At 63.1% G+C, this 22280-nt stretch carries 21 protein-coding genes and 1 pseudogene; 6 read left to right on the plus strand and 16 right to left on the minus strand.

Features of this window, described 5'->3' with window-relative positions; all coding sequences use genetic code 11:
• Nucleotides 1–377: 377 nt before the first annotated feature.
• Both G3N94_RS04030 and G3N94_RS04035 read left to right on the plus strand, forming a co-directional pair.
• Complete coding sequence (locus G3N94_RS04030) at nucleotides 378–3317, plus strand: Tn3 family transposase (RefSeq protein ID WP_205790803.1); 2940 nt, start codon at nucleotides 378–380, stop codon at nucleotides 3315–3317.
• Nucleotides 3318–3423: 106 nt separating this feature from the next.
• The gene (locus G3N94_RS04035; RefSeq protein WP_241021565.1) at nucleotides 3424–3834 is read left to right on the plus strand and encodes a hypothetical protein; all 411 of its coding nucleotides are present in this window, start codon (nucleotides 3424–3426) and stop codon (nucleotides 3832–3834) included.
• On the opposite strand, the gene G3N94_RS04040 is transcribed toward G3N94_RS04035, so the two are convergent.
• Both G3N94_RS04040 and G3N94_RS04045 read right to left on the minus strand, forming a co-directional pair.
• Nucleotides 3831–5312 (minus strand): tyrosine-type recombinase/integrase, encoded by a 1482-nt coding sequence (locus tag G3N94_RS04040; protein ID WP_205790805.1) that lies wholly within the window; start codon nucleotides 5310–5312, stop codon nucleotides 3831–3833. The genes G3N94_RS04035 and G3N94_RS04040 overlap by 4 nt on opposite strands.
• Before the next feature lie 42 nt (nucleotides 5313–5354).
• Nucleotides 5355–6305, minus strand: coding sequence for a DNA-binding protein (locus tag G3N94_RS04045; RefSeq protein WP_205790806.1), 951 nt, complete (start codon nucleotides 6303–6305; stop codon nucleotides 5355–5357).
• A 517-nt stretch (nucleotides 6306–6822) separates the two neighbouring features.
• On the opposite strand from G3N94_RS04045, the gene G3N94_RS04050 reads away from it, so the two are divergent.
• Together G3N94_RS04050 and G3N94_RS04055 are read left to right on the plus strand one after the other, a co-directional pair.
• Nucleotides 6823–9687: a phosphoesterase gene (locus G3N94_RS04050; RefSeq protein ID WP_205790807.1), complete on the plus strand. Its 2865-nt coding sequence runs from the start codon at nucleotides 6823–6825 to the stop codon at nucleotides 9685–9687.
• 182 nt (nucleotides 9688–9869) lie between these two features.
• A pseudogene (locus tag G3N94_RS04055) lies at nucleotides 9870–10154 on the plus strand (hypothetical protein); the annotation flags it as partial.
• Between the two features lie 98 nt (nucleotides 10155–10252).
• On the opposite strand, the gene G3N94_RS04060 reads toward G3N94_RS04055, so the two are convergent.
• The 6 genes from G3N94_RS04060 to G3N94_RS04085 form a co-directional block, all read right to left on the minus strand.
• On the minus strand, nucleotides 10253–11194 hold the full coding sequence (locus tag G3N94_RS04060; RefSeq protein ID WP_205790808.1) for a CopD family protein: 942 nt from the start codon (nucleotides 11192–11194) through the stop codon (nucleotides 10253–10255).
• Nucleotides 11194–11568: a copper homeostasis periplasmic binding protein CopC gene (gene copC / locus G3N94_RS04065; protein WP_205790809.1), complete on the minus strand. Its 375-nt coding sequence runs from the start codon at nucleotides 11566–11568 to the stop codon at nucleotides 11194–11196. The genes G3N94_RS04060 and copC overlap by 1 nt, the downstream gene beginning before the upstream one ends.
• Before the next feature lie 62 nt (nucleotides 11569–11630).
• Nucleotides 11631–11978, minus strand: a complete 348-nt coding sequence (locus G3N94_RS04070; protein ID WP_205790810.1) for a copper-binding protein — start codon at nucleotides 11976–11978, stop codon at nucleotides 11631–11633.
• A gap of 65 nt (nucleotides 11979–12043) precedes the next feature.
• Nucleotides 12044–13339 (minus strand): copper oxidase, encoded by a 1296-nt coding sequence (locus tag G3N94_RS04075; protein ID WP_205790811.1) that lies wholly within the window; start codon nucleotides 13337–13339, stop codon nucleotides 12044–12046.
• A 1-nt stretch (nucleotide 13340) separates the two neighbouring features.
• Nucleotides 13341–14822: a TolC family protein gene (locus tag G3N94_RS04080; protein ID WP_205790812.1), complete on the minus strand. Its 1482-nt coding sequence runs from the start codon at nucleotides 14820–14822 to the stop codon at nucleotides 13341–13343.
• Complete coding sequence (locus G3N94_RS04085) at nucleotides 14819–15118, minus strand: hypothetical protein (RefSeq protein WP_205790813.1); 300 nt, start codon at nucleotides 15116–15118, stop codon at nucleotides 14819–14821. Before G3N94_RS04085 ends, G3N94_RS04080 begins: the two co-directional genes overlap by 4 nt.
• Nucleotides 15119–15384: 266 nt before the next feature.
• Here G3N94_RS04085 and G3N94_RS43135 point away from each other — a divergent pair, with 266 nt between their 5' ends.
• Nucleotides 15385–15621, plus strand: coding sequence for a hypothetical protein (locus tag G3N94_RS43135; protein ID WP_205790814.1), 237 nt, complete (start codon nucleotides 15385–15387; stop codon nucleotides 15619–15621).
• Nucleotides 15622–15806: 185 nt separating this feature from the next.
• Here the strand turns inward: G3N94_RS43135 and G3N94_RS04095 are convergent, their stop codons facing one another.
• Nucleotides 15807–16409: a phosphatase PAP2 family protein gene (locus G3N94_RS04095; RefSeq protein ID WP_205790815.1), complete on the minus strand. Its 603-nt coding sequence runs from the start codon at nucleotides 16407–16409 to the stop codon at nucleotides 15807–15809.
• Nucleotides 16410–16427: 18 nt separating this feature from the next.
• Here G3N94_RS04095 and G3N94_RS04100 point away from each other — a divergent pair, with 18 nt between their 5' ends.
• A complete protein-coding gene (locus G3N94_RS04100; RefSeq protein WP_205790816.1) occupies nucleotides 16428–16895 on the plus strand; it encodes a hypothetical protein in 468 nt (155 codons plus the stop codon).
• 183 nt (nucleotides 16896–17078) lie between these two features.
• Here the strand turns inward: G3N94_RS04100 and G3N94_RS04105 are convergent, their stop codons facing one another.
• The 7 genes from G3N94_RS04105 to phaP form a co-directional block, all read right to left on the minus strand.
• A complete protein-coding gene (locus G3N94_RS04105) occupies nucleotides 17079–17378 on the minus strand; it encodes a hydrogenase maturation factor (RefSeq protein WP_205790870.1) in 300 nt (99 codons plus the stop codon).
• A 70-nt stretch (nucleotides 17379–17448) separates the two neighbouring features.
• Entirely contained in the window at nucleotides 17449–17868 is a 420-nt protein-coding gene (locus G3N94_RS04110; protein WP_205790817.1) for an NUDIX hydrolase, read from the minus strand.
• Between the two features lie 583 nt (nucleotides 17869–18451).
• Nucleotides 18452–18715 carry a hypothetical protein gene (locus G3N94_RS04115; RefSeq protein ID WP_205790818.1) on the minus strand — a complete coding sequence of 88 codons (264 nt, stop codon included), beginning with the start codon at nucleotides 18713–18715 and terminating at the stop codon, nucleotides 18452–18454.
• Between the two features lie 161 nt (nucleotides 18716–18876).
• Nucleotides 18877–19056 (minus strand): hypothetical protein, encoded by a 180-nt coding sequence (locus tag G3N94_RS43140; protein WP_346778642.1) that lies wholly within the window; start codon nucleotides 19054–19056, stop codon nucleotides 18877–18879.
• A gap of 158 nt (nucleotides 19057–19214) precedes the next feature.
• Entirely contained in the window at nucleotides 19215–19958 is a 744-nt protein-coding gene (gene phbB / locus G3N94_RS04120; RefSeq protein ID WP_205790819.1) for an acetoacetyl-CoA reductase, read from the minus strand.
• Between the two features lie 234 nt (nucleotides 19959–20192).
• Nucleotides 20193–21374 (minus strand): acetyl-CoA C-acetyltransferase, encoded by a 1182-nt coding sequence (locus G3N94_RS04125; RefSeq protein WP_205790820.1) that lies wholly within the window; start codon nucleotides 21372–21374, stop codon nucleotides 20193–20195.
• 294 nt (nucleotides 21375–21668) lie between these two features.
• Nucleotides 21669–22232: a TIGR01841 family phasin gene (phaP, locus tag G3N94_RS04130; protein ID WP_205790821.1), complete on the minus strand. Its 564-nt coding sequence runs from the start codon at nucleotides 22230–22232 to the stop codon at nucleotides 21669–21671.
• Nucleotides 22233–22280: the final 48 nt, after the last annotated feature.

Consider the following 22280-nt stretch of genomic DNA (forward strand, 5'->3'; position numbering starts at 1 on the left):
ACCTCACTCGTGGTGAATTACCACGTACCTGACGAATATCGTAGCGCAACGTAAGCTCGCTGACAGTTAGGCTCGACGCCAGACCCTGCCGCACCAGGCTTTCCATGCTGCGCTTGGCGGAACACGACTGGAGTCGGCACGCTGGCAAGCGACCAGACACGAGGCGTGCTTCCCCAAAGGAAAAAGCGGGGCCGAATCGATCGCGATCTGCGAACAGCTGCATCCGACTTCAGCGCCGTCGATATGAACGACAGCCGCGGCGTTGCCCATGGTCGTCATGTGACACGTCGCCAGAACGTCATGATCGGTTCGCGATTGTTCGTAAGATCATTTCTCGCTACGCTGCACAGTCCGTCTTTCGCTCGGGGATGCGCACGATGGACCACTGGCGGCTCGCTTACCTCGGCTTGCGGCACTTCCCGCAGGAACTGACCGAGTTCGAACTGAATACGTTCTTCACGTTCTCCGCCCGCGAGCGCGCGCTGATCGACGGACGGCGCTCCCATCTTTATCGCCTGGCGGTCGCGTTGCACCTGGGTTTCGTGCGGATGACCGGCCGCACACTCGACGCGTACAAACAGGTTCCCAAACACCTTTGGCAGCATCTGGGCGAGCAACTCGGCATCGACCCGCCCGACCTCGGCACATTGCGAGCCCTATATGACGACCGCACCGACACGCTCACCGATCATCAGAAGCTCGCTTACGAGGCGCTGGGGTTCCGTCCAATGGCCGAGCATCAGCGGCGCTACATCGTCCGCTGGCTCAAGGAACGGCTATCGGGACGGCAGGATCGCAGCACGGCACTGTACGACCTCAAGCAGTGGCTTTACGAGCACCGGATCCTGATCGTCCACGACCGCGCGCTGCGACAGCTCATCGTCCAGGCGGTACAGGACGTCGAGGCCGCACTGACGCACTGCCTAGAGGCGTCGTTCGGCGCTGCGACGCTCGATCAGTGGGGCGTGCTGTTGCCCCGACCCGAGGCGGGCGGCGCTAGCCTGCAGCAGTGGCTCTGGTCCGTGCCGTTACGGAACTCCACGAACCAGATGGGGGCGCTGTTTCGCAAGATCGAACGCCTGACCAAGCTCGGTATTCATCGCCACTGGCCGGAAGAATGCAACGAGGCGGTGGTTCGGCACTACGCCCGACGGTGCGCCAATCGCCCGCCTTCGATGAGTAAGCGCATCCGGCAACCCGTGCGTCGACTCGAGGGCGCGTGCTTCATGCGTTACGCGATCTGCGTCGCAACCGATCAGCTTCTGTGGATGCTCGGTCGCTGGCTACGCAAGGTGGTCAACGAGGCGCGCAGCAAGGTCGACGCGACACGGCCGGACCTGAAGTCGCAACTGCACTATTTCGCGACGGAAGTGAAGGCGCTAGCGACTGACACCAGTCTGGCGCACGACACCCTAGTCGAGCGTCTCGTGCAACTGGCCGATGCGACGCTCGCGCAAAGCGGCCCGAGTCGGGCGAGCCTAGTACGAACCCAGCTCCTGACCAAGCAGCGCGTCGCGCGCGCGATGCTCGCGCAACTGTTGGCGTTACCGTTCGCGTCGCAGACGCCGCACCCGGTCATCGACGCGCTGGAGGTGCTCCGGACGGTCTACGTCTGCGGCGAACGCGAGTTGCCAATTGATGTACCCGTCCAGATCGGGCGTGCTTGGCAGCGGATCGTAGCGGATGCGGACCGCATCCGGGCGCTGCTCGCGTTCGAGTGGGCCACCTTGTCGGCCTTGCGGGTCGCGCTGCGCAATGGTTCGGTCTTCGTCGACCATAGCTTTGCCTTCCGCAGTCAGGCGACGCTACTGATTCCCGACGAAATCTGGAAGGCTCAGCGGAACCACTACTACGGTCACCTCAAGCTGTCGCAGGACCCGAAGGAGTTCCTCGGGCCCGTCTGCGACCATCTGAACGAGGGGTTCGAACGGTTGGACGAAGCGGTGTCGCGTGGCGAGGTTCGCGTCGACACCGCGATCCATCTCGATCCTGTGTCGGCCGAGCGGGCCGAGCCCGCCGTGGAGGCGCTGCGCCGTGCGATCTTCGATGTCCACCCCGACGGCCAACTACCGCGCATCATCCTGGAGATCGACAGCGAAACGCGATTCAGCTGGTTGCTGCTCGGTCGCGAACCCCGCTCGCGCAGCGAGCTGCTGATGGTCTATGCCGCTGTGCTCGCGCACGGCACGTCGATGGCGGCCGCCGAGGTCGCGCGCATGGTGCCGGAGTTGTCGGCGGGCGCGATCCGGCAGATGATGCAGCGCGTCGCTGACGAGCGTGTGCTGCGCGAGGCGGCCGATGCGGTGCTCGGCTTCATGCACCGCCATCCGATTGCCGCGCACTGGGGACGCGCCGACCTCGCGTCGTCCGACATGATGTCGCTCGAAACCACCCGCACCGTCTGGCAAGCGCGCGCCGATCCACGCCGGCGCACGGCGTCGATCGGCGTGTATACCCACGTGCGCGACCGCTGGGGCATCTTCTACGACCAGCCGATCGTGCTCAACGAGCGGCAGGCCGGCGCGGCGATCGAGGGCATCATCCGTCAGGAGGGCACCGACGACGTGGCCCAGCTCGCAGTCGATACCCACGGGTTTACCGATTTCGCAATGGGGCTGGCCCGCGCACTCGGATTCGATCTTTGTCCGCGACTCGCGCACCTGCGTGACCGGCGGCTGCATGTTCCGGTCGGCCATGCCGTTCCTGATGAGCTAACCGCTGTCGTCGACCGTGACGTCAGACTCGATGCGATCGAGGCCGTCTGGGACGACTTCGTGCGCATTGCGGCTTCGGTGCAAAGCGGGCACTGTACGGCCGTGCAAGCGCTGGTGCGCTTCGGTTCTGCCGCACGCGGTCAGCCGCTGTACGACGGCGGCGTCGCGCTGGGACGTCTGTTTCGGACGATTTTCCTGATCGACTATTTCACGATGCCGGCGTTCCGGGCTGAGTTGCAGCACGTGTTGAATCGCGGCGAAGCGCTGCATACCGTCCAGCGCGCAATCCATCAGGGGAAGATCCCGGCCGAACTCACGCGTCATCGCCACACAATCATGGCCGTGTCGTCAGCGCTGAGCCTGCTCACCAATGCCGTCCTGGCGTGGAACACGAGGCACATGCAACGAGCGGTTGAGCGCATCGAGACAATCGGCCAAGCGCCGGTGCTCCCCGAGTATCTGCGGCGCATCGCGCCGACGTATCTGGAAGGCATCAATCTGCGCGGCACGTTCGATTTTCCGGTAGCAGACTACGCGCATCGCCTGATGCCGAGTGTCACGCTCAGCGTGCCGATCGCGCGCTCGAGCGAGGCACGCGGATGACGCAATCGTGGCTCCGGCTGATAATGCCCGGCTGCCTGTTTTTCGATGGACTGCCATGAGTCAAAAATCTTCCCGACGTCCGGGCCACCGCCCTTTGAGCAAGGACATGCTGCTGCCACTCCCGCTTGCCCGGACCCGCGCCTTGTCGCTCGAACATCATCTCGCGCTGGCCACCACGGCGGCAGGACATGGCAATGCCGATTCGATGATTTGCCTGCTGAAGGCTGTCTACACGGCGTTCTATCTGCGTAACGATACGGCCGAACGTGGTGACGACCTTCCGTTCCAGCATGCCGAAGCGGCGCTGGAGCGATGCATCGCCCGCACCGAGCGCGGTGAGACCTGGATCATGCTCGACCGGGACAAGGCCGCGATCGAGCACATTCTCGTGCTCCACGACGAACAACTTGTGACCGTACCGACGCATCGCTACCTGACCGCACTCGAAAAACTGAACCGGTTTGCCCTCGATAGGCTGAACTCACCAATTCCGCCGTTGCCGGTGGCCGATCGCTAATCGACAGCGAACGCGCGATCGACGAATCCGCGCAACTGTGACAGGTCGGTCTTCGCATAGCCGGCCGTGGTCTGAATCGAGGCGTGGCCGAGCAGCGCCTGTGCGGCGGGCAGCGGCACTTGCCGGTCGACTACTAACGTACGCGCATAGGCATGGCGCAGCCAGTGCGGCGACGCCCGCCGCAGGGTGGCGGCACTTGCCGGATCGGTCTGGGCGAGCAGCGCAGCCGCCGACTCGAAAATTGCCTTGACCTCGTCGTACAGCCCCGAGCCTTGCAGCGATCCCCCCTTTAGGCCGTGAACCAGCGCAATGCGCTCGCCCGGTTCAGGCTGAGTGGGGAGGCCACGCAATCGCCGATAGACCTGCAGGACCGACACACAGGCCACCGGCAACGGAATCGCACGGTGTTTCTCTCCTTTGCCGCACACGTGCAACGTCCAGTTTCCCTTGGCGTCGACGTCGAGTGCGGGCAGGTGCCGTTCGTCGGACCACACCAGCTCGACGAGCCGCACGCCGGCGTAGCGGTACAGGCTCCAGATCGCTCGGCGCCGTGCGGCCACCAGCGGCTCAACATCGCTGTCGACGCGATCGACTTGCGCGTCGCAGGCGGCCAGTTGCGCGGGCGTCAGCATGCGGGTCGGCGCGAAACCGGCGTGCCGCGGCTGTCCGCGCACCAGGCCGGCAGCCGGGTTCGCCGTCAGATAACCGGTTTCGGTCCAGTACCGGAACAGGCTCGCGATCACCGCAAGCGCGCGGGCCTGCGCCGCCTCGGAAAGCGTGCCTTTGAGTCGCGGATCGTCAGTTGCCTCACGCGAAGGACGGCGCAACATCCGCTTGTACTCGAGTAGATCGTGGCGCGTCAGATCCGACAGCGGTCCCCGTTCATGGGCGATGCACCACACTGCGAGGCGACGGATCTCGGTCAGATACGCGCGCGTGGTATGCGGCGACCGGCTGCCCCGATCGCGCAGAAACATGCCGACCGCTTGGGCGTCGTCACCGACGCCGAGTGTATTGGTCGCGCTCGCGAGATTGGCAAAGCGGCCCGCGCGAGCGAACCATTGTCGTAGCGCCAATGGTATGCCGGCGACCATCGGCACCGACTCCTGTTTCCTCTCACCGTCCGTTGCAGCAGGCAGAGGGGCCTGGCCATATTGGAAGCGTCGCACGTGTGCACGCAGCACACGTGCCAACACCACGTCAGGCTCGGGCGCGTCGTCGATCGGCACGACCCGCGCGCGCCCGCGATCCCAGTATTCAACCGCCGCCGTCTGATCCAGTAGCAGACGCATCACGGTCGGTTTGGCTGCCTTCGCGTCGGCGAGCGACGGATAGTGCCGCTTGACGACCGCCAACGTCCAGCGCACGTAGACGACGTGGCCGAGTACGTCAGTCACGTAGGCAATGGCGGCATCGATGCCGTCAGGCAGGCGTTGCGGCGGCGTCGCGCCGGTGTCAATCCAGTCGGCAATGTTCATCGGCGTGGCTGATCAGCAAACGGAGGCAGGCGGCCGTCCGCGTCATTTTCCCTTGCGTTTCGCGGTCGTGCCACCTGTCGTGCGCTTCGCCGTCGCGAGACCCGCGTGCGTAGCGGTCCGCGTCGGCTTGGGCGCGATGTCACGCAACAGGTCGCTGAGCTGGGCATGCTGCTGTGCGTTGACCGCCTTCAGGGCGAGGGCTTCGCCAGCGGCATGCTGACGTGCCTCGCGTTCGCGCGCCAGCTCGCTTTCGAGGCGGTCGCGCTCGCCCTCCAGCGCGGCGATCCGGCGCTCGGCAAATTTCAGTTGCGACGCCGCCTGCGCGTGTTCTTTCTTCAGGGCCTCGCGTTGATGTGCAGTTTCCTGCAGCAGCTGCTTCGACAGCGCTTCATAGCGGTGCTGCGCCGCCTCAAGCGCCGCAGTGTGCGCGCGGTCACGGTCGGCCTGGTCGGCTGCCAGCGCGTTGAGGGCAGCCTGACGCTCGTGAGCCTGCGCGTCGAGGGACGCGCACCGGTCCTGTAGCACACCGTGCTGTGCACGCAGGTCGGCTAGCTCCGCGTCGCGGGCCGTCAGTGCGGTGCGCAGGTCCTGGACCTCCTGACGCAGCAGTTCGACGCGCAGTTCGGCATCGGTGCGGGCCGCCTCGGCGGCGCCGACGCTGTCATCGGCCGCCTGCTTGAGGCGCGCCACGTCGTCAATCTGTACGGCGACGGCGGCCTGCCAGAGCGTGCGCATCAGGTCGGCAATGTCGGGCGGAATGTCAGGAATCGCGATCTCGGCGAGCCCTGCGCGCACGACTTCCGCCTCAATGGTGTTCAGGGCGCGCGCGAGCGTCGCGGGGTCGCCGACGCCCAGTCGCGCGCGGAGCTTGCGGACCGACACGATCTGGCGAAAGCGCGCGCCGGTCGCCGGCGCGGCATCGCCGGCCTCGGCGAGCATCGCGAGCACGGCGGAGCGAATCTGTTCGGCGGAAACGGCGGCAGGACGGGGCATGGTGCGCAAATTCGGTCAAGGTGGCCAAATTATTCCACACAATTATAACGTTAGAAAACCATATTTATGATGGCATCTGAGCATCTATCCACGATAAGTTTTCTTATCGCGTCCAAACGGGCCCCAAGACGCCGGCCAGCGCGTGCCGACGGCGGCCGGGGCTCGGCCGAGAGGTGTTGAGGAACGATGGAAGGACCAGTCAGGAAGTGACTGATTTGATTGATTATTGTTTTGGGGGCGGAGCACTACGCCTTGTCGCAGCTAGATCGGTCTACACCGGCAAACTGCATCGAAATCAACGGGACCCCAATGTTTGCCGCGTCGCTTGCCTTACCCGTGATCGCCAGCCGCGGCCGGCGCCGACGGAAAGCGCGAAGAAAGAAACTGCGGCGCATTTGGCAAGCTTGCTGTCACCGGCGGTTCATTCGCGGTCATTATCCTGCCGCTCGTTACGAACAATTACGGCCCGTTACCGCGGGCCCGTGAAAACGTTTTTATCCGACGAACAGGAGCATCCGTGTACAAGATTCTCGTTCTTGCCGCTGCGGTTGCCGCGACATTGACCGCGTGCAACAGCGATTCCGTGAACACGACGGCGACGCTCGGCGATACGACGTCGACGCTGCTGTCGACCGGGCAGCGCGTCACGCCGGCAGCCGCGCCGGGCGCGACGCTCGTCGCGCTGAATCCCGGGCTGCAGGGCCTGCCAGCCTTCGTGGCCGGCCAGCCGGTGTCGGAGGCGCTCAGCCCGGACCGCAAGACGTTGCTCGTGTTGACGAGCGGCTACAACAACGTGGTCGATGCGGGCGGCCACCTGATCAATGCCGATTCGAACCAGTACGTATTCGTGTTCGACGTGTCGGGCGGCACGCCGGTGAAGAAGCAGGTGCTGCCGGTGCCCGATACCTATGTCGGCATTGCTTTCGCGCCGGACGGCCAGCATTTCTACGTGACGGGCGGCGGCGACGACAACCTGCACGTGTTCGCGCTGTCGCAGGGCGCATGGGGCGAAGCGGGCGCGCCGATCGCGCTGAATCACAAGGGCGGCAACGGGATCGGAAGCAAGCCGCTCGCGACCGGCGTCGACGTGACGGCGGACGGCAAGCGTGCCATCGTCGCGAACCGCTATCACGACTCCGTCACGCTCGTCGATCTCGCGGCGGGCGCGGTCATCGCCGAGCTCGACATGCGGCCCGGCAAGAGCGGCGGCGCGTCCGGCACGCCGGGCGGCGAATATCCGAACGCGGTGCGCATCGTCGGCAACAAGACCGCCTACGTGTCGAGCGAACGCGATCGCGAGGTCGTCGTGGTCGACATCTCGACCAATGCGCCGCAGGTCGTCGGGCGTATCGCGGTCAAGGGCAATCCGAACAAGATGGTGCTGAACCGTGCGCAGACGCGTCTCTATGTCGCGTCCGACAACGCTGACGTCGTGTCGGTGATCGACACGACGTCGAACAAGGTGGTGTCGAGCGTGTCGACGATCGCGCCCGCAGGGCTCGTCACCGAAATGCAGTATCGCGGCGCGTCGCCGAACGGGCTCGCGCTGTCGCCGGACGAAACCACGCTGTACGTGACCAATCGCGGCACCAACGACGTCTCGGTCGTGTCGCTGTCCGGCGATTCACCGAAAGTGACCGGACTGATCCCGACCGGCTGGTATCCGTCCGACGTCGCAGTCGGCGCGAACAACGCGCTCTACGTCGTCCACACGAAGAACATGCCGGGGCCGAACTCCGGCAACTGCCTCGGTTATGGCACGTCGCCCTGTCCCGTGAAGAACTCGCCGGTCGCGCAGGTGCAGAACCAGTACATCGAGCAGTTGAGCAAGGGCGGCTTCACGTGGATGCCCGCGCCGGACAGCGCGACACTCGATCTGCTGACGAAGCAGGTCGCGGACAACAACAGTTTCAATGCGGCGCTCTCCGCGGCTGACGTTGCGACGATGACCGCGTTGCGACAGAAGATCAGGCACGTGATCTATATCGTCAAGGAGAACCGCACGTACGACCAGATCCTCGGCGATCTGGGCCGGGGCAACAGCAATCCGTCGCTTGCCGAGTTCCCGAACGCGACGACGCCGAACATGCACGCGCTCGCGAAGACGTTCGTCACGCTCGACAACTTCCACGATTCCGGCGACGTGAGCGGCAACGGCTGGCCTTGGACGACCGGCGCGCGCGAATCCGACGCGGGCGCGAAGATGCTGCCCGTCAATTACTCGAGCAGCCCGCTGCCCACCGGTTCGCGCGGCGGCTCGTACGACTGGGAAGGCACGAACCGCAACGTCAACGTCGGCTTGACCGGCGCGCAGCGCCAGGCGGCCAATCCCGCGCTGCCGGCCGACCCGGACCTGTTGCCCGGTAACGGCGACGTGTCCGCGCCGGACGGCCCGTCGGACGCGATCCAGCAGGGCTATATCTGGAACGCCGCGCTGCGCGCAGGTCTCACGGTCCGGAATTACGGCTTCTTCATCGATCTCGCGCGCTACAGCGGCAGCAACGCGATTCCCCGCGATCGCGCGCCGTTTGCCGACAACGCGCTGCAAGCCTATGCGACCAGCCCGGCGCTGGTCGATCGCACCGATCCGTTCTTCCGCGGCTACGACAACGCGTACCCCGATCTGTACCGGGAGCTGGAATGGGAGCGCGAGTTCAACGGCTTCGTCGCCAGCGGCCAGTTGCCGTCGCTGACGCTGCTGCGCCTGCCGCACGACCACACCGGTTCGTACAAGGCCGCGATCGACGGCGTCAACACGCCGGAGTTGCAGCTTGCGGACAACGACTATGCGGTGGGGCGCGTCGCGCAGGCAGTCGCGAACAGTCCGTATGCGGCGGACACGCTGATCTTCGTCGTCGAGGACGATGCGCAGGACGGGCCGGACCACGTCGACGCGCATCGCAGCACGGCGTTCGTAATCGGGCCGTACGTGAAGCAGAACGCGGTGGTCAGCACGCATTACACGACGGTCAACATGATTCGCACGATCACGGAGGTGCTGAACCTCGATCACCTCGGGCTGTTTGACGCGACGCAAGGGCCGATGACCGACGTGTTCGACCTGAGCCAGCCGAAATGGACGTACAAGGCGGTCGCGTCGGGGCTGCTCGCGAACACGCAACTGCCGATTCCGGCGGGCGACATCAAGACGGCCGCGCTGAAGCCGACGCACGGGATGCGTTACTGGGCCGCGGTCACGCGCGGGATGGACTTCTCGGTGGAGGACCGGCTCGATGCGGTCGCGTACAACAAGCTGCTGTGGAAGGGGCTGATGGGCGCGAAGGCGTATCCGGTGCGGCCGGGCGACGCGCAGCAGGCAACGCGGCGGCGCAATGACGATGACGACGCGCCCGCCGCCGCGAAGCGCGCGGTGAAGGGCTGACGTCCGCGCGTTGCTGAAACCGGGCGCTGAGCTTGGCGGGAGGCGCGCCGGAACACCGAGAACGGTCCGCTCGACGGGCCGTTCTCCGTTTCGAACCCGTCGTCGGGCGTGATGGCGGTGATCGGATCATCGGCCCAAACGGCTCCGGCAAGACCGCCCTGATGGAATGCCTTGCGGACCCCGCACAGCGCGTCGTCCAATCGTTCGATATCGGCAGCGACCCCTATGTGCTTGCGTTCGATTCGTCGGTGGGCACCCTCTATGTTGCAGGCGAAGCCGGCATCAGTTCGATGTTCAGCGTCCGAGGCTCGAATGTCATCAAGATTGGCGAGGGTCGCCTCGGGCCGTATGCGCATATCGTCGCATTCGACCCGGCCACACACCGGTCGTACTTCCCTCTGAAAGATATTGGCGGCCAACCGATGCTGCGTGTGATGGAACCCGGTAGACCCGCCACGAAAAAATAGCCCGGCTACTGAGCCGGGCTTACAAGAGGTGGTCACCCAGGAAAACCGTATCTTCATGGGCGAACCACCCGCGTGGACGTACGTGAATATAGCCTGGATTATGTCGTACCAGGCAACGGGCTAGAAACCAGTACGGCGGCCACCATCAGAACACCGGCGAGCACGATGGACTCGACGTGAAGGACCAGGCCAAAGCGGCGAAGAAGGCCAGTGGGCTCGGCTGCTGATGGGCTCTTGAGTGCCGACATGAGTTTCGGCATCTCGAAGAAACGGTTGTGTCCGCCCAGCACTGCCGCAATCAGCACAAGCGCCAGCTTGAGCAGCAGCACCTGGCCATACGTCGACACAAGAAGATTGACCGGCGCGTTGACGCCTCGCCATCCGTTATACGCACCCGTGGCGAACAGGACAATGAGCGCGTACGTTGCTACGTCCGACAGCGATTGCACGAACGATGCGCTGCTGAGCCGTTCACAACTCGGAGCATCCAGCAGGCGCGGCATGACGACGTAAGTCGTCACGAGTACGAGCCCGACCCATGCGCTGATGGCCAGCAGATGTAACCAGTCGACCCACACTGGCATGCTGAAGAGCCCCGAGTCCACCGGATGCCCGCCGTTACTACGCGCCAGCGCCACGCCAGCGAGAGCGACCCACATCGCAAACGGGAAACGGGCCTCGTGACCTGAGCGCAGGAACGACAGAATCACGATGCCGAGCATGAATGCGGCCGCGACCAACCACGCATGCCCAAACGCGGTTCCAACCAGCATCGACCAAACGGCCGGTCCAGCCTCGAGCAACGTCGAATCGCCCATCAACGCGCAGTGCGCCCAAAAAGACAGCATGCTTGCGAGCAACGAAACAATGGCTGCGACACGTAGCGTCATGGCCAGACGCCGTCCGACACGGACTTGCCATGCTGATGCACCGCGTGCAAGCCATTGGCTGCTGAGCAACGCACCGACGATGACGGCGAAGCCAACGTTCTGGATAGCCACCGAGACCAGTCGGAGGATGCCGAGGAACCCTTCGTTCATCACTTCACCTTGAAGGTATACGTGCCCTTGGTTTTGTGCGAATCGGCGGTCATCACGGCCCACTGCACCGTGTAGGCGCCGGATGCCAGCTTCGGCAGCGCGACCGTCATGACGTTGGGACTGGAGGCATCCACCTTCGCCTTTTCCTGCGTGACGGCTGCGCCATTCGCGTCGGAGATTTTCACCGAGCTGAACATCGGCTCGAGGCCTTCATTGAAGGTCAGCCGCACGGCTTCGGGCGTAACGTCGGCCGTGCTGCCGGCGGCAGGCGTCGCACTTTTCAGTATCCCGTGTGCCAGTGCCGCAACCGGCGCCAACGCAACGACAGCCGCCGAAGCCAATCCGGCCAAATGCTTGAGAGTCAGGGCTTTCATGTTTTTCTCGTCTCGTAGAGTCAACGCGGGGACACGTCGCAAGCGCTCCCCGCCGGACACCGTTACTGCTTCTGCAGCTTCATCACGGTAAGTGCGCCGTTCGCGTCATCGGCCACGAAATCAATCTTGTCGCCGACCTTGACCTGCGACAGCATGGCCGGGTCCTGGACCTTGAACACCATCGTCATCGCTTCCATGCCGAGGTTCTCGAGCGGACCGTGCTTGATGGTCAGCTTGCCGTTGGCGGTATCGACCTTCTTGATTTCGCCATGCGACATGCTGTTCTTCGCGTCACCACTTTGCTTCGCAGTGGCATTCGCATCCGTATTTGCCGTGTCGCCTGCCGCATACGACGCAGCGGAAAACGCCAGCGCGCAACCCATCGCAATCGAAACAAATGCCTTTTTCATCGTGCTTTCTCCAGAGTTGAAGGGATGAATTCAATGGTCGGTTAGCGCCGACCTTGTTGTGTAATTCAGCTATCCGGCAACTCGCCGGTGTATTCGTAAGCCACGGTTCCCTTGGGGTGCTTGAACCAGCCCGGGTCGCGGTAGTCATTGCGGCCAAGGCCTTGTCGAACCTTGACGACCGTGAACATGCCGCCCATTTCCAACGGACCGAACGGCCCGATGCCAGTCATCATCGGCAGCGTGTTGTCGGGCAGCGGCATCTCCATCTCGCCCATCGCGCCGCCGGTACTCCCCATCGCCATATAGTCGGGCACCAGCTTGTTGATGCGTTTCGCCAGGTCCTTCTGCGGCACGCCAATCAGGTTGGGGACCTGGTGCCCCATCGCATTCATCGTGTGGTGAGATTTGTGGCAATGGAATGCCCAATCGCCCGGCCTGTCGGCCGTGAACTCGATGGCGCGCATCTGACCGACCGCGACGTCAGCCGTCACTTCGGGCCAACGTGCCGACGGCGGAATCCATCCACCATCGGTGCCTGCCACTTCGAAGCTGTAGCCGTGCAGGTGAATCGGGTGGTTCGTCATGGTCAGATTGCCGAACCGAATGCGTACGCGGTCGCCCGCGCGAACCGGCAATGGGTCGATGCCGGGGAATACGCGCGAGTTGAACGTCCACATGTTGAAGTCCGTCATTTCATTGACGCGCGGCGTGTAGCTACCGGGGTCGATGTCGTACGCGGCCAGCAGGAACACGAAGTCGCGGTCAACCGGCATCACACTGCGGTCTTTCGGATGGACAATGAACATGCCCATCATCCCCATCGCCATCTGCGTCATCTCGTCGGCGTGCGGGTGGTACATGAACGTGCCGTGCTTCTCGAGCTGGAACTCGTAGACGAACGTCTTGCCGGGCGGGATATGCGGTTGCGTCAGACCACCCACACCGTCCATTCCATTGGGCAACAACATGCCGTGCCAGTGAACGGTCGTGTGCTCGGGCAGCTTGTTCGTGACGAAGATTCGGACCTTGTCCCCTTCGACTGCTTCGATAGTCGGACCGGGAGACTGACCGTTGTAGCCCCAGAGATTTGCTTTCATGCCGGACGCCATTTCGCGCACGACCGGTTCAGCGGTCAGATGGAACTCCTTCCAGCCATTCTTCATCCGCCACGGCAGCGTCCAGCCATTGAGCGTCGCGACCGGCGTGTACGGGCGTCCGTTGGGCGGCACGAGAGGCGGCTGCGTGGTGGCTTTCGCCATCGTGGGCGCTTCAGGCAGCGTTGCAGCGCCAGCCTTGCTGACCATTGCAGCACCCAGAAGGGCGGCCCCCGAGCCGCTCAGAAATTGTCGACGGGACACCATGTCATTTACCTTCCATATTTGTTGCCGGCGCCGATTGCGCCGCAGGAGCCGAAGGAGATTGCGCGGCGGGCTGAGCCGCGTTGGCCGCGTGTTCCCCCTTCGCTCCTTGAGCCTCATCCGCTCGAGGCAGACGCCCGCCGAGCGCTTGCTGGAGGTCCGTTTCTGCCAGCCAGTAGTCCTTCAGCGCATCGATGTAGCTGTTGACTGCACCGACCTGCTCGCGCGAATCGGCAAGCAGCTCGAACACGCTGGCCAGCATGCCGTTGTATCGAAGCAGCAGCTCGTCCGAGATGGTTTTGCGTAGCGGAACGACCTCGTCGCGATAGTGCTTGGCGACGTCATAGCTGGTCACATAGGCGGAGTACGACTCGCGAACCTCCGAACGTGCATCGACGGCCGTCTGCGCAAGCCGGTTTGCCGACTGCATGTAGATGGCCTCCGCGCGGGCAACCTTGGCGCTGCCGAAGTCAAAGAGGGGAATTTCCACGCTGATTTCGTAGCCGTGCTCTTGCCCCTTGTCGGTCTCGTAGTTGTTCAGATAGCCAACGTCGAGTGCATTGATGAAGCGCGTGGCCTTGCTCAGTCCCAACGACGAAGCCACGCCTTGGTTCCGTAGCTTTGCCGCCTGAATATCGAGGCGGTTCTGCATCGCGTAGCTTTCCAGGTCCTTGAGGTCCGGACGCTCCTTTGGCAAGTCGGGCAAGCGCTCCGGAAGCTGATATTGGGTTCCCGTGCCCCACACGCCCATCGTGCGCGTAAGCTTTTCGCGTGCAGCCACGGCCTGTTGACGCGCCTTGGCCTGTTGCGCAATCGAGTCGGCATAGAAAGCCTGCTCGCGCGCGTAGTCGAGCTTGCTGAAATTGCCCGCCTGACGCATACGCAAAGCGAGCTCGGCACCGGCTTCGGCCGAATTCTTCACCTGCTCCGCGTACTTTGCCACCTGTTCGGCGGCGACTGCGTTGACATAGGCGCGACGCGCATCGGCGGCCACCTTCAGCATCGCGTCGGCGGTTTCGAGTTTCGTCTGCTCGAACCGACGGCCTTCGATGTGCGCGGCGAACGGCAGCGTCAGAATGCTGAGAACATTGGCCGAGAACGTTCGTCCTATGCTCAGGTCGCCATTGCCGGCACGCGTCCGGCTGAACGTGAAGCCGGGATTCGGGAGCCGGCCGGCCTGCACCAGGTCTGCTTCCGACAGCCCAAGCTCCGCGTAGGAAGCCTGGAGACCGCGATTGTTTAGCAACGCGACCTGTACCGCATCGTCCATCGTCAGCGGCTTTGCCAGCAGGTCTTGCGTGCGTTTGGCAACCGATTCCCGGTCAGCGTCGGTCTTGACGATGACGGCTTCCTTCCCGAGCCGCTCCGATGCCGTGGACGAGACCGTGTTGAATCCGCCATCCTTCGAAAAAGTCGTACAGCCGGCGAGGAATGCCATCACGGCAAGCCCGGTGCCTATCCGCGCGGAAATGAATCGCTTTGTCATTTGGCAGCTTCCCCGTGCATCGAGTGGTGCGTATCGCTGCTGTCGGTGGGCTTCTTTGGCATGGCGTCGTGCTTCATACCGCCCTTCGCGGGTTTATCCATCACGGCTTGATTGAGTTGTTGCCATGTTGGTCCATCGCTGTCCCGATACGGGTGGTATCCGTCGAAGGCGGACGGCACAGTGATGGCCGGCACCGAGGCCGCTGCGTCAGTGGGGTCAGGAGTGGTTGTCGTCGCGTGTACGAGCGACGGCAAAGTAGCCGCCGCGCCGAACAGCGCTGCAAAAATCAGTCGCATACGTTTTCTCGTCGTGAGTCGACTGGCGGTGTCCTGCGAAACCGCCAGAATGGAACGCGTCGCGGCGTACTAACCGCGATAGATGACTAGACGAGAAGGCTGCGTGGAGGTCGCTCGATGCCGTCGGTCAAGAACGACGGGGCACCGGCGGAAGGCGGGAACGGAACAGTAACGCGGGTTACATCAGAAGAATGGGCTACGACCGGAACGACGGGTAGACCGGCTCCGAAACAGCATGACGCGCATGTCGAACACGAATGCGCGTGGTGGGTATTACCGTGGTGATGATGCAGATGCTCGCCGTCGGCAAGCGCCAATCCATGTGCTTCATGGTGGTGCTCCGGCATCGATTGCTCTGCGTGCTGAACTGCCGGTTCACCTGCTTCAGCGCGGGCAGCAATGCATTTCATCGAGATAGCAGCGAACGACTGAACCGGAAGGCTCAGTGCCAGCAATACGACGATGAAGAGTTTGCGCCAGTACGACATGGTTGCGGAGTCTAGCACGCGTCCATCGAGCCCGAAAGGTCGAGAACGTGTCAGGGTGTAACCGGCATCGGGCTCCCCCTGCCGATATGTGCGGCCGCCTCTCGTCGCTGATGCCTCGCTCCGGGCTCCGGGTGCGTCGTCGTCCTCCCGACGCACCGGATCACGAACAAACGCTGGATTTCTACAGCGAGATCCTGCGTTTACGCTCGCAGCCAGCCACGGTTGATTGGCCACGCGAGCAGCGTACGGTAGAGCATGATTGCGAGACGCGTCACGGTCGGGCCACTCATTCTCCAGAACGGCGCCATGACTGCATACGCAATGCATGTGACGGCCACTGCACCAATCATGTCGAGCGGAAAGTGCACGCCAAGAAATACCCGCGCCCATGCAACCGCGATCCCCACGACAAGCGTCATGCCTCCCAGCCATCGCATCCGCCCGATGAGCAGCGTCAGCGCAATGCTGGCGAACACAGTGGCGTGATCGCTCGGAAAAGACGAATCGGGCGCATGCGGAAGAAACGCATGTCCAAGGCCGATCGCAAACGGTCGCGGATGTGACCAGACAAGACCGATCAGTTGGTTGCCGCCGAGCGCCAGCAGCGCGAGAAGGCACGCGCGGATTGCCAGTTCACGTTGTCGATTGCTACCTGAGAGCCACATGGCGATCATCAGCAGCGGAATCAGCCAGACCATGTAGTCCGCGAGGACAAGCGCCGCGCTGACTAGCCAGGGTGGCGTCATCGGCGTGCCGTTGATCATCAGGAAGAGCGCCTGGTTAAATGCCTCGATTGTTTCCATAGAACGATTCGTAGTGAGATGAAGAATCCGTCAGCAGCCATTTGTCCGCAGCAGCTGCGTGGCACGGTAGACGTCGCCGCGTTGCTTGCGCTCGGTCACCTCGGACCCAATGGGGCCGTCCGGGCGTGTGGTCGTCGCATGCCGTTCGTCCAATGGCACTTCCTCTTCCGGCACGAATACTACGCAACCGGATGTGAAGTTTTTGTCAAGAAGGTGTCGTGCCGGTCAGCGATGGAGTCAGGTCAGACGGCATTGACGATTTCAATGTCAATGCCGCAAGCGTTGCTCAGTCTCAGCGGTGCCTGTATTGCGTCTGGTCAGATGGCTGTGACATCGGCGCGCCTGCTTGAGCGCTTCACGCCGACGCCCCCCAGGCAGCCAGCGCACCCGCGATCAGACTCGTTGATCCATTATGCCGTGCCATTTTCCATTTCCCTGCGCGTCGGCGTCTTTAACCCGTCGCTCGACTCGATGTCGACGGCCTGAGAACGACTGACCCTCGTGAAAGGCGCGGAAGAAGGGTAATCAGGAAGCCATTGAATTCACTGGAGATTATTTAAGGGGCGATTCGCAAGCCCTTGTCGCATCTAGACGGGCCAACACCGGTAAACCGCACTGAAATCAAGGGGAGGCCAAAAAGCGACACTGACCGGAGCCGGCACTACTTGGCTAGTTCCGCGATGGCAGGTCGCACATCGAGACGCTCAGCAGCAGGTCATCAACGATGATCTGTCCTGCTGCGCGCCCCGCACGCAATGCGTCCAGACTTTCGGCAAACGGCTTCCCGCGATCGCCTGCCAGTCGAACGGGCGAAAAGAGTAGCGAAGACGTGTTGGCCATCCGCACCTGTACAACGGCAACGTATCCCCGACTGTTGCTCGTGGTCGCGGTGCCGGCGTCAGCCAGGCCGGTATCGGCTTCGCATCGCACCTCAATCGTGTAACCGTGATAATCGTACGTGCTGTTCATCGGTGCCTCGCCATGTTTGGACTGACGTTGCAGTCGGCTCATCCAATCCAGATATCCGATGGTGAAGTTATCAGCCCGGAGATACATCGTCTGCGCTCACGCGTGAACGGTTGTACAGAAGCTCGACGATCCGCAGGGTCGGTACGCTGGTCGGGAGCGAAGTCACTTCGAAATGTCCGAACCATCGACACCGCGTGATCTCCATGCCCGGTTGCGGTTTGGCGTGGACCGGGACGTCGGCCACAAACACATGGTGCAGCTTCGTCAATCCCCCGAACTGGAAAACATAGGTCAATTCCAGTCCGATTAAACCCGTTTCCTCCCTGAGTTCGCGACAGGCGGCAACGAGGGGTAATTCGTCAGACTTAATGGTGCCACCCGGCAACGCCCAACGCGACGCGGTACGCGCCACGAGCAAAACTTTCTGCCCTTGACGGCAGACGATGGTGGCTCGCTCTTTGAGATCGGGCGTGCTTGATCGAGGGGACATGGCGCTGATTACGTTGCGAGGGACAAAGGCCAAAATTGGGCCGGACGGATAGTACCTCACTCGTGGTGAATTACCACGTACCTGACGAATATCGTGGCCCAACGTAAGCTCGCTGACAGTTCGGCTCGACGCCAGACCTTACTGCACCAGACTTTCCATGTCTGCGCTTGGCAGAACACGATTGGCGGTGGCACGCTGGCCAGCGACCCGTCACGAGGCGTGCATCCCCAAAGAGGGAGTCGTACCTTTCGTGCATTTATAGGCGGCTTTGACAAAAAATCTCTTGTAATTCAACGACTTGCAAATATGAAAGCAGCGAGGCCGCAAAGGCCTGCAGTACGCGCCTCTGCGAGCGGTCACCGCCACATTTCGCACGATTCGAACGAATACCCCAATAACCATCGTCACTTCATCGTCGCCCAGTGCCCGGCTTACGCGTGTGGAGCGCGCCCGATCATCGCGGCGAAGAAGGACTGAAAATGGGAAGCCGCCTGGCTGCGCTCGACGCGCAGGTCCCGGACATCAATGCGTGGGGGGACCGTCCAACCTCACGTCGATGCGCCGGTGATTCGACGAATTGCGTTCAACACAGTGCGGCGTCGGTCACCCACGACATTTTTCCGATATGGTCGGCCAGCGCCTGCAGCCTCTCACGGGCCGCATGCGAAAACGAGACCGTGATATCCGCGCATCCATGCTGCTGACTGGTGGCGATCGTGACGTTTTCGATGTCCTGCGCGACTGGCATCAATACCTGCCAAACAGCAGCGATCCTCATGCTGTGTAGATTCGCGCGAACGTTGAGGCGCTGGCGTTCGATTGCCGCCTCTTGTGCGTGGATTACCATGCTCTTTCGTCTCCAAGTTTGTTTTTGCTGACGTGCCGATCGATGTGCGGCGGGTTTCGTCGCCCCGCGTGCGACCGGCCCAATCAGCGTGTCGAGCCGACCGGCAATGCGGAGCGCGCCGACTTCATGCTCCGCGGCCCTCATCCGCCGAGACCATTTTCTTATCGCGCACGGCAACGCCCAGCCTTGCGCCGGTAAGGCGTGTACCAACAGTCATGGCGATTGTGATTGCGCAGCACGCGTGCCCGGTGCCATTCACGACAATAGTGAGCGATCGCCATCGGCAGCGCGATGGCGAGGGCCGCGCCCCCGATTGCCAGTCCAATCCATGTCTCGCTCATCTTTACCCCAAGAATTTCAAGTTGCGGTGTCGCGAGGCCAGGCACAGCGTTACCACGCACAGCGACAGCCTGCCAGTCAAATGCGCGCGCACCGCAATCAACAGTAGATGGCGCGCATGCCGCCCGAACTTCGCGCGGGAGGTTCGGGCGGCAAAGCGTCACTGCATGTGCTGGCCACCGTTGATGGCGATATTCGAGCCAGTCACGAAGCCCGCTTCGTCAGAGCACAAATAGGCGACCAGAGCGGCCACTTCCTCGGGCTTGCCAAGCCGACCGGCCGGAATCTGAGGCAGGATCTTCGTGTCGAGGATGTCCTGCGGAATCGCCGTCACCATCTTCGTCGCGAGATAGCCGGGCGAAATGGTGTTGACCGTTACGCCCTTGCGCGCCACTTCCAACGCCAGCGCTTTGGTGAAGCCATGCATGCCTGCCTTGGCCGCCGAATAGTTGGTCTGCCCGACCGAGCCCTTCGAGCCGTTGACCGACGAAATGTTGATGACCCGGCCCCATCCACGTTCGACCATGCCGTCGCACAGCGGCTTCGTCATATTGAAGACGGAATCCAGATTGGTGCGAATCACCGCGTCCCAGTTGACCTTGTCGAGCTTACGCAGCGTCATGTCGCGCGTAATGCCGGCGTTGTTCACCAGAATATCGATCGGCCCGACCTCGTCCTGGATTTTCGCTACGCAATGCTGGCAGGAGTCATAGTCCGCGACGTCAACGGCGTAAGCGCGGAACTGGCGTCCCGCAGCGCTCATATTCGCCAGCCAGTCGTCAACGCCGGCATTGTTCGGGGAATGGGTGACCACCACCTCGTAGCCCGCGTCGTGCAACTTGATGCTGATTGCTTCTCCGAGGCCGCCCATGCCACCGGTCACGACTGCTGTTTTCTTAGTCATCCTATTTATTGCCGAGAGTAGATGTGATGCATCAATGATGCGGCACGATAACCAGGCACCGGCTGTCGTGCGCACCGCCACGATGCCCGATCGACTCCGGCCAGGCCGGAAACGACGCAGGCATCGCCAGAATCGCGCGGATTATTGTGAGTAACTTATGGCGCGAATGATGTGCGGCCCGTCCATGCGCGCTTGATCACGCGATGGACGCACCGCGACATGCTTATGACGCGACTAGTCGCGTTCGAGCGCGAGCGCGACGCCCATCCCGCCGCCGATGCACAGCGACGCGAGGCCGCGCTTCGCATCGCGCTTGACCATCTCGTGCAGCAGCGTCACCAGGATCCGGCAGCCCGACGCGCCGATCGGATGGCCGATCGCAATCGCCCCGCCGTTCACGTTCACCTTCGACGTGTCCCAGCCCATCTGCTTGTGCACCGCCAGCGCCTGCGCCGCGAATGCCTCGTTGATCTCCATCAGGTCCAGGTCGCCCGGCGTCCAGCCCGCGCGCTCCAGGCACCGGCGCGATGCCGGCACCGGGCCCATCCCCATCACGCTCGGATCCACGCCCGCATTCGCGTATGCCTTGATCCGTGCGAGCGGCGTCAGCCCCAGCGCCTCGGCCTTCTTCGCCGACATCACCAGCACCGCCGCCGCGCCGTCGTTGATCCCCGACGCGTTCGCCGCCGTCACCGTGCCGTCCTTCGCGAACGCCGGCTTCAGCCCCGCCAGCGATTCGGCCGTCACGCCGTGGCGCACGAACTCGTCCGTCGTGAACTGCAGCGGCTCGCCCTTGCGTTGCGGGATCGACACCGGCACGATCTCGTCGTCGAAGCGGCCGGCCTTCTGCGCGGCTTCCGCCTTGTTCTGCGACAACGCCGCGAATGCGTCCTGCTCTTCGCGCGTGATCCCGTATTCCTTCGCGACGTTCTCCGCCGTGATGCCCATGTGGTACTGGTTGTACACGTCCCACAGGCCGTCGACGATCATCGTGTCGACCAGCTTCGCGTCGCCCATCCGGAAGCCGTCGCGCGAGCCCGGCAGCACGTGCGGCGCCGCGCTCATGTTCTCCTGGCCGCCCGCGATCACGATGTCCGCATCGCCCGCGATCACCGCGTTCGCCGCCAGCATCACGGCCTTCAGGCCCGAGCCGCACACCTTGTTGATCGTCATCCCCGGCACCGCGCTCGGCAGCCCGGCCTTGATCAGCGACTGGCGCGCCGGGTTCTGGCCCGAGCCCGCCGCCAGCACCTGGCCCAGGATCACTTCGCTCACCTGCTCCGGCTTCAGGCCGCTGCGCTCCAGCACCGCGCGGATCACCGTCGCGCCCAGTTCCGGTGCTGCGATCTTTGCCAGCGTTCCGCCGAATTTGCCGACCGCGGTTCGCGCGGCCGATACGATCACTACGTCCGTCATGTTCAGTTCCTGCGTCAAAGTCACTTTCCTGATTTGCCATCGACATGTGCGTGGCATGCAGTGGGTCAGTCGCGGCCATCCAATCCGGCCACCCGTTGCGCGCATCGTGCGTCGCGCCGATGTCACCCCGCACGATGGCAATGCGAGCGCGCACGGACTGTATGCCCGTACGCGTAATGTGCCGGACCGATCGCCCGCGCCACCGAGGGTTCATCCTGGGCGGCGTGCGTCACACGTCCAGCCCGCAAACGTTGTCCCTTCGTCGTGCCATAGCACGGCGCCGGATCATGCCGCTTACTTGGGTGCGTTGTGTGCGTGAGGGCTCGCCGGCTGGCCAATCTGGGCTGAAGCAGCAGCAGCGGCTTGGACGCCGCGTTGCGCGGCCTCAATTACCTGCGCGGCGCCAGCGCGCATCATTTCGGCCGCACCGTTGGCGGTCGACCATGCCGAGTTCATCGCGGCGACCGCGCCTTCCGAGCCGGCCGGCACATGTTTCGTGAATTGACGCAGCCACTCCTTCGATTTCGCGTCGAAGTGCTCGTACTCGGCGTGCGTGACCTTCGTCCAGTCGGCCTGCATGTTCGCCGCAATCTCGACCAGGTGGCGAGCGTACGAGGCAGCCTTGCCGACCGCTTGCTGCGACGCATGCAGTTGCTGAGTAAAAAATTCCACCGGATTGGCGCTGCCGAGCGCGCCCTTGAGGTTGTCCTCGCACTCAATAAGCACCGCTCGGGCGGCCTGGGTGTTGAGTTCGACCACGGCCTCGAATCCCTGGAACGCCGGATTTGCAACGGCAAACCATGCCGCGACACCAGACTTGTGATAAGCCATGAGCTCTTCAGGTGCGAACACGGTCATTGCTTATGCTCCTGTTTTTACTGATGCAAACGAATGTACAAAAATCAG

It is taken from the genome of Burkholderia sp. Ac-20353 (assembly GCF_017104785.1).
In the GTDB taxonomy this organism is placed as follows: domain Bacteria; phylum Pseudomonadota; class Gammaproteobacteria; order Burkholderiales; family Burkholderiaceae; genus Burkholderia.

Bases quoted from the DNA above. Each gene is read 5' to 3' on its own strand.
- G3N94_RS04030 (WP_205790803.1), top strand. From the start codon at position 378: ATGGACCACTGGCGGCTCGCTTACCTCGGCTTGCGGCACTTCCCGCAG.
- G3N94_RS04035 (WP_241021565.1), top strand. From the start codon at position 3,424: ATGCTGCTGCCACTCCCGCTTGCCCGGACCCGCGCCTTGTCGCTCGAA.
- G3N94_RS04040 (WP_205790805.1), bottom strand. From the start codon at position 5,312: ATGAACATTGCCGACTGGATTGACACCGGCGCGACGCCGCCGCAACGC.
- G3N94_RS04045 (WP_205790806.1), bottom strand. From the start codon at position 6,305: ATGCCCCGTCCTGCCGCCGTTTCCGCCGAACAGATTCGCTCCGCCGTG.
- G3N94_RS04060 (WP_205790808.1), bottom strand. From the start codon at position 11,194: ATGAACGAAGGGTTCCTCGGCATCCTCCGACTGGTCTCGGTGGCTATC.
- copC (WP_205790809.1), bottom strand. From the start codon at position 11,568: ATGAAAGCCCTGACTCTCAAGCATTTGGCCGGATTGGCTTCGGCGGCT.
- G3N94_RS04070 (WP_205790810.1), bottom strand. From the start codon at position 11,978: ATGAAAAAGGCATTTGTTTCGATTGCGATGGGTTGCGCGCTGGCGTTT.
- G3N94_RS04075 (WP_205790811.1), bottom strand. From the start codon at position 13,339: ATGGTGTCCCGTCGACAATTTCTGAGCGGCTCGGGGGCCGCCCTTCTG.
- G3N94_RS04080 (WP_205790812.1), bottom strand. From the start codon at position 14,822: ATGACAAAGCGATTCATTTCCGCGCGGATAGGCACCGGGCTTGCCGTG.
- G3N94_RS04085 (WP_205790813.1), bottom strand. From the start codon at position 15,118: ATGCGACTGATTTTTGCAGCGCTGTTCGGCGCGGCGGCTACTTTGCCG.
- G3N94_RS04095 (WP_205790815.1), bottom strand. From the start codon at position 16,409: ATGGAAACAATCGAGGCATTTAACCAGGCGCTCTTCCTGATGATCAAC.
- G3N94_RS04100 (WP_205790816.1), top strand. From the start codon at position 16,428: ATGAAGAATCCGTCAGCAGCCATTTGTCCGCAGCAGCTGCGTGGCACG.
- G3N94_RS04105 (WP_205790870.1), bottom strand. From the start codon at position 17,378: ATGAACAGCACGTACGATTATCACGGTTACACGATTGAGGTGCGATGC.
- G3N94_RS04110 (WP_205790817.1), bottom strand. From the start codon at position 17,868: ATGTCCCCTCGATCAAGCACGCCCGATCTCAAAGAGCGAGCCACCATC.
- G3N94_RS04115 (WP_205790818.1), bottom strand. From the start codon at position 18,715: ATGGTAATCCACGCACAAGAGGCGGCAATCGAACGCCAGCGCCTCAAC.
- G3N94_RS43140 (WP_346778642.1), bottom strand. From the start codon at position 19,056: ATGAGCGAGACATGGATTGGACTGGCAATCGGGGGCGCGGCCCTCGCC.
- phbB (WP_205790819.1), bottom strand. From the start codon at position 19,958: ATGACTAAGAAAACAGCAGTCGTGACCGGTGGCATGGGCGGCCTCGGA.
- G3N94_RS04125 (WP_205790820.1), bottom strand. From the start codon at position 21,374: ATGACGGACGTAGTGATCGTATCGGCCGCGCGAACCGCGGTCGGCAAA.
- phaP (WP_205790821.1), bottom strand. From the start codon at position 22,232: ATGACCGTGTTCGCACCTGAAGAGCTCATGGCTTATCACAAGTCTGGT.